Raw genomic sequence first — 5681 nt, 5'->3', positions numbered from 1 at the left:
CCGCTGAAGCCTTTGACTGCGATCAAAACCGCCCCGACGGTCGGCGGGAAGGAAATTTCTGTCCCGTCCTCCATTTGCCAAATTGTCGAGATAGCGCATTCCTGAAAAACCGAAAGACAAGGTAACAGCCGCTCCCGCAAAACAAAATGTGCACCCTTTTGAGGCGCACACTTTGTCGTATCTGATGCCGATATGGTCTTACGGAATCCAGCGGCGGTTGATGGCGGTCACCTTGCCGTGCTCTATCGTCACCACGGTATTGAGTTGGAAGAACAGCTGACGGTAGTCTTCAAGACCTTCGAGATACTGCCTCAGACCGCTGCTGATGGTGTCGGAAGGGTCGAGAGGCTCTTCGCCACAGTCCACGAGGATGCAGTTGGGGTCTATCGCTACACGGAACGTCCCGATGGGAGAGTAGACCGCGTGGTCGTCGTATTCGCGAGCCACATAGGTGCCTCCCTCGTAGCCGTAGAGACAGCAGCCGCCGTTGTCGATGCCGCCGTTGATGTCGAGCCCTTCGCCGCGCTCCTCAATCGTGGCCACCACCATCGGTTCGCCTCGGTAGAGCAGGGTGTCGCCCACCTGAAGCAGCGAGATCTCCACCGCATCGTAGAGGTCCATATTGTAGAACTTCACCGTCAGCGTGCTATCCTCCCAGTCGATACTGTTGGAGGCAAACACCGCCGGAAGGGTGCAGTCCTGAAGCGAGTCGGCAGCCAGCGAGATGGCAGGCAGCGGCTCAATGCGTTGATGATTCTGTTTTGGGGCACAGCAGCAGAGCAGTGCCATGAGTGCCGTGAGGGCAATGAGTTTGAATGGTTTCATATTCATCTGGTCAATATCTCTTTGGCTTTAGGGGTTAGAAGGGGTTCTGCAACGTCGTAGGGGAGCACAAACTGCGGCATGCCCTCGGAGTAAGGCGCTATCTCATACTGCTGGTAGATGAGGCGCAAACCCTCTTCCGTAGGCTCTGGCTCGTACTTCGGCAGCGGTATGATGCCGTCCTCAATGAAGAGGCGTTCCATCATCTTCGCCTCGGTGAGTTCCGGCTCAAACTGGTGGAAATAGGTGAGGAGACCCTTGCGGAGTTCCCCTTGCAAGGCAGCCTGGGCATCGGGGGTGAAGAACGGCGCGATCTGCTCGCCTGTCTGGAGGCTGAAGGTCATCGGACCCGCACCGGTGATGCCACCGTGGGCACCGCCGAGATAGAAGTAGTTCTCGCTTCGGAAAACGACATAGCGGTTGGTCTGACTGACCTTGGAGACCTTTATGCGGCACTCCCAGGGATAGTACGACTCATCGGCTTCGGCGATGGCGTTGAGTGCATCCGTGAGTTGCTGAGCGTAGTAGTGCACACAAGCCTGGTGGTCGCCTCTGTCGCCCTTGTAGGCGTCGAAGAGAGGCTGTGGACCGGCACCGCGTGTCTCGAGGTCGAGTTGTGCGAGCAGAGTCTCGCAGATGGCGGAGTCGACGGCAGAGGAACCCGTAGGGAGTTCCATGGATAGGGTAGTGACGCAGTAGTCGGTAGAGTCGGCGAAATCGATGACCTCGGTAGGGCACGACTTGCGTGTGCATGCCACGGTGAGGAGCATGCAGAGGAAGAGAAATGTAGTCTTAGTTTTCATGTTGTGATAGGTTTGTCTTGGCAGCATCTTGACCCTTGTTAGGCGCTGTCTTGATGTAGAGAAAACGTAGAAAAAGGCGTTTTATTGTGCTTCGGCCTTGTCGGGGGGAAAAAAAGTGCCTGTCGATATCGTCGATTCCAACAAAATGTCTTACCTTTGCAGTGCAAAATTAAATAGCAAAATTGGAATAAAGCTCCTGTAAGGTCTAGCTCGTGAGAGTTGGGCCTTAATTTTTGGCGCTAAAACAAGTTCGTGAAGAAATAACGTGTGGTCCTCCCGACCGCCGCATACCACAAAGCCTCGCTCCAACACGGAACGGGGCTTTCTTCTTGCTAGAAAACGATGAACTTTTACATAAATCTCGTCGCCTCCCGGCAGAAGGAAGCAGGCTTTCAAGAGATTCTCGACGCAAAGAAAATGTAGTTTCCATTCCCCTAAAAATAACCCCTAAGCCTCCCCAAAAAGGAGGCTTTTTTGTCGTATGTTTCCTCTGCCGGGAGGACCCGACTCTCTATATCATCTTTTGTGCCGCTGTCAGGGCCTCTTCGGGAAGGGCGTTGTGGAAGAAGCCGCAGACCAAGGTGAAGTATTCGGGGGTCAGTCCGTCGGTGGACCAGAGTATGGGAATCTGCAGCAGTTGCTCCGCACTCATGCCGATGTCGAAGCCCCACGCCTCCAGCGAGGGACGCACCAGATCGGCATGACGACAAGGCTTCCCCTCTGTCTTGGCACAAGGCATGCCCGCTTGGAAATTCTCAGGCTGCGCTCCGCAGTAAGGACACTGTCCCGCCAGACCCATGGCGCGGCCGTCCAACACCGTCTCCAAACCACGCACTATCTTCTCCAGTTCCGAACGGACAGGCCACAGACACTGCATGCCCGTCTCCATCGGCAGATGCTGCTCCGTAGGGTAGATACGCGCAGCCACCAGGAGCACCTCACGATAGCGGCTCAGTTGCTCCTCAACGGAATAGTCAAACGGTGGACAGCCCCAATGGTGTCCGTAGTTGCGGCATTCACGGCAATAGCCTGCCACACGTTCTGCATCGCGGAAACGGCGGATATAGTCGTCCATGCTGACGGTGGCAAAGACAAACTCTCTGTTGTATGACGGTATATTCATTGTTTGAAAAACTTGATAGGGGTGCTTTGCTTAAAGAAGAGTTGGTTCATGACGGTCAGTTCTTCCCCCTCGCCTTCGGCAAAGCGGTCGAGCACCAGTTCGGGGACGTCGCCACGGATGCTGTAGATTCGGATGAACTGATGACCGCCGACGATGACCTTGCCGTCGATCATGGAGACGGGGTAGAGCGAACCTTGCGAGCGGACGGAGCCGAGGCAGATGATCTTGCCGTGGCTGTCGGCGGCAAAGAGGGTGGCTTCCACGGCTTGGAGGTTGGCGGTGTCGTTGTCGCCGAAGGTCTCTTGCGATACGAGCATCACCTTGCGGTCGCTGATGTCGGCGAAGGCAAAGGAGGCTGTCTCGCTGAAGTGTTCGGCAAAGGCATCAAAGGCCTCGCTTTCAGTCGTTGTGGTGTCGTGAGGCTCTTCCGTTGTAGCCTTTTTCTGTGTGCATGAGGTCAGCATAGTCACCGTCAGCACAAGCACGAGAATGAGTTTGTTCATAGGTCTATCTGTTGTTTGTTATCTCCATTGAAAATTCTCTTTGCCAGCGCCTATCTCGAAGTGGAGTTTGACGATGCCGAGGTCCAACTGTGTGTAGCCGACCATGGAGAAGGTCTTGCGGGCTCTGACTTGGTTGGGGGCGAGGTATTCGAGGAAGAATTTCTGCTGATTGACGGCGGTAGGGGCGAGTTGCGCTGCCTCCACGCCACGACGAAACCACTCGGGGGTCTGCTCGCCGACGTTGCTGAGGGCTTCCAACGGCTTGTGCTTACGCTCCGTGCCTGGGGTCTCGCCGTACCCGAGGGTGATGTAGCAGACGATCTTCTCGTCGTCGTTGAGGGTGTAGGTGCCCGCCACCTTCTGGTAGGAGACGCCAGCCCAACAGGTGTTGAGACCCAGTTGCTGCGCCAGAAGCACGAGTTGCTCGCCGTAGTAGCCGGCACGTTCGTCGAGGTCTTCTGCCTTCTTGCCAGCCACCACGAAGTAGTTCTTGCAGCCGGAGAAGAAGCCGTAGTTGAGGATGGAGTTGAACCCCTTCGGCTCGTTGGTCACGAGTTGGATATGGAGGTCACCGTCGTGGTTCACCTCGCGGATCTTCTCCTGCAGCGTATTCACCACCTCCTCCGAGAGAGGCGTATCCTTATAGCGCCTCACAGAATGGCGCGCCTGTATTGCTTCGAGTAGAGTCATAGTATACCTTAACTTTAACGTTAACGTTAACGCTAACCTTAACCTTAACCTTAACCTTAACCTTAACCTTGTTATCTTTATTTCCTTATCGCCTTATCAATGTTGCACATTGACTCTGCTTCCGCTCGGCATAACCCAAGCGAGCTTGGTTCTGCCCTCGCTTAACCGCAGAGTTCGCCTAATCGCCTAATTAGCTTTCCCTTCGGCCGCTGACCTTCGGTTATACGTTGCGCCGCAGGCAAAGTCTCCCGTTGATTTCTTTTTTAACGCGAATGACCGTAAACTAGCGTAGCGTAGTCGCGACCGATAGGGAGTCCCGAAGGGATGCGAAGCACAATTACCCGTGAATTATCCATTAATCACATGAATTGTTGAATTATACGGAATAATTAACGGATAATTTTCGCCTAATTATACGTTGCGCCGCAGGCAAAAAGAAGTTTCTCAACGTTAACGTTAACGTTAACGTTAACCTTAACCAGTTTTTTCGTTCTCGTTCCCGTTCTCGTTATCGTTCTCGTTCTCGTTCCCTCATCGCCTCATCGCCTTATTGCCCAATCGCCATGGCCACCAATCCAAACAAAGTATGTGGTCAAGTCTTGTGTCATTGTTTCTTTTCGAGTATCATTATATGAACAGGTCGGTCTTCACCATGATAGAGGTTTGAGCAATAGTTTTCTTTGCCTGTATCTGTAAAGCCGCATTTCTCCATAACTCTGCCAGACGCAGGATTGTCAACGAAGAAATCTGCCCATAATGTCTGAAAGTGTTTCTTCTCGTAGCAATAGTGAATCATTGCTTGCAAGGCTTCTGTGCAGTAACCATTGTTCCAATGTGGTTTACCAATCCAGTAACCAACCTCCGCATCGTTTTCGCCAATCTCTATGTTGCTCTTGCCAAAAGGATAATACCCCATGCAGCCAATTGGTTCGTTGGTTTCCTTCAAGATAACCGCCCAGGTGTAGTCATTTGTGAATAGCTCACGGATAATCATTTTGCTTTCCTCAACATTCTTATGTGGTGGCCATCCTGCGTGTGGACCGACTTCTGGATCACATGCATATTTGTACAAGGCTTCGGCATCCGACGGTTTCCACCTACGAAGCAGAAGACGTTCTGTCTCGATGGAATCTTGGTGAATGGCTAAGTATTCTCTTAATTCTTGCGCTCCGTTGGTGCTCAGGTGCTTACGCTCCGTGCCTGGGGTCTCGCCGTAGCCGAGGGCGATGTAGCAGACGATCTTCTCGTCGTCGTTGAGTTCGTAGGTGCCCGCCACCTTCTGGTAGGAGACGCCAGCCCAACAGGTGTTAAGACCCAGTTGCTGAGCCAGAAGCACGAGTTGCTCGCCGTAGTAGCCGGCACGTTCGTCGAGGTCTTCTGCCTTCTTGCCAGCCACCACGAAGTAGTTCTTGCAGCCGGAGAAGAAGCCGTAGTTGAGGATGGAGTTGAACCCCTTCGGCTCGTTGGTCACGAGTTGGATATGGAGGTCACCGTCGTGGTTCACCTCGCGGATCTTCTCCTGCAGCGTATTCACCACCTCCTCCGAGAGAGGCGTATCCTTATAGCGCCTCACAGAATGGCGCGCCTGTATTGCTTCGAGTAGAGTCATAGTTGTTGTGTTTTATCCATTATAAAAGATAAAATGAGCCGATAAATATAATTTGTCAAATATATTTGGTATGCAGAGCGCTGTTTTTGTGGAACTCTACCTGGTTGACTGTCCTTTATTTTCCGATGCAG

General features: G+C 53.0%; 6 protein-coding genes. All 6 read right to left on the bottom strand.

From position 1 onward, the window contains the following. Positions 1-198: 198 nt before the first annotated feature. The gene (locus MJZ25_16245) at positions 199-831 is read right to left on the bottom strand and encodes a hypothetical protein (protein MCQ2125726.1); all 633 of its coding nucleotides are present in this window, start codon (positions 829-831) and stop codon (positions 199-201) included. Then, entirely contained in the window at positions 828-1625 is a 798-nt protein-coding gene (locus MJZ25_16240; protein ID MCQ2125725.1) for a DUF3298 and DUF4163 domain-containing protein, read from the bottom strand. Before MJZ25_16240 ends, MJZ25_16245 begins: the two co-directional genes overlap by 4 nt. Before the next feature lie 511 nt (positions 1626-2136). Next, the gene (locus MJZ25_16235) at positions 2137-2748 is read right to left on the bottom strand and encodes a DUF2284 domain-containing protein (GenBank protein ID MCQ2125724.1); all 612 of its coding nucleotides are present in this window, start codon (positions 2746-2748) and stop codon (positions 2137-2139) included. Beyond that, positions 2745-3251: a hypothetical protein gene (locus tag MJZ25_16230; GenBank protein MCQ2125723.1), complete on the bottom strand. Its 507-nt coding sequence runs from the start codon at positions 3249-3251 to the stop codon at positions 2745-2747. Before MJZ25_16230 ends, MJZ25_16235 begins: the two co-directional genes overlap by 4 nt. Positions 3252-3269: 18 nt before the next feature. Then, complete coding sequence (locus tag MJZ25_16225; GenBank protein ID MCQ2125722.1) at positions 3270-3941, bottom strand: nitroreductase; 672 nt, start codon at positions 3939-3941, stop codon at positions 3270-3272. Between the two features lie 604 nt (positions 3942-4545). Continuing rightward, complete coding sequence (locus tag MJZ25_16220; protein MCQ2125721.1) at positions 4546-5550, bottom strand: GNAT family N-acetyltransferase; 1005 nt, start codon at positions 5548-5550, stop codon at positions 4546-4548. Positions 5551-5681 lie beyond the last annotated feature (131 nt).

Origin of the sequence: Fibrobacter sp. (assembly GCA_024399065.1) — a bacterium.
Classification (GTDB): Bacteria; Fibrobacterota; Fibrobacteria; order Fibrobacterales; family Fibrobacteraceae; genus Fibrobacter.
The sequence above is the reverse complement of the archived record's forward strand: the minus strand, read 5'-3'. Positions and strand labels throughout refer to the sequence as shown.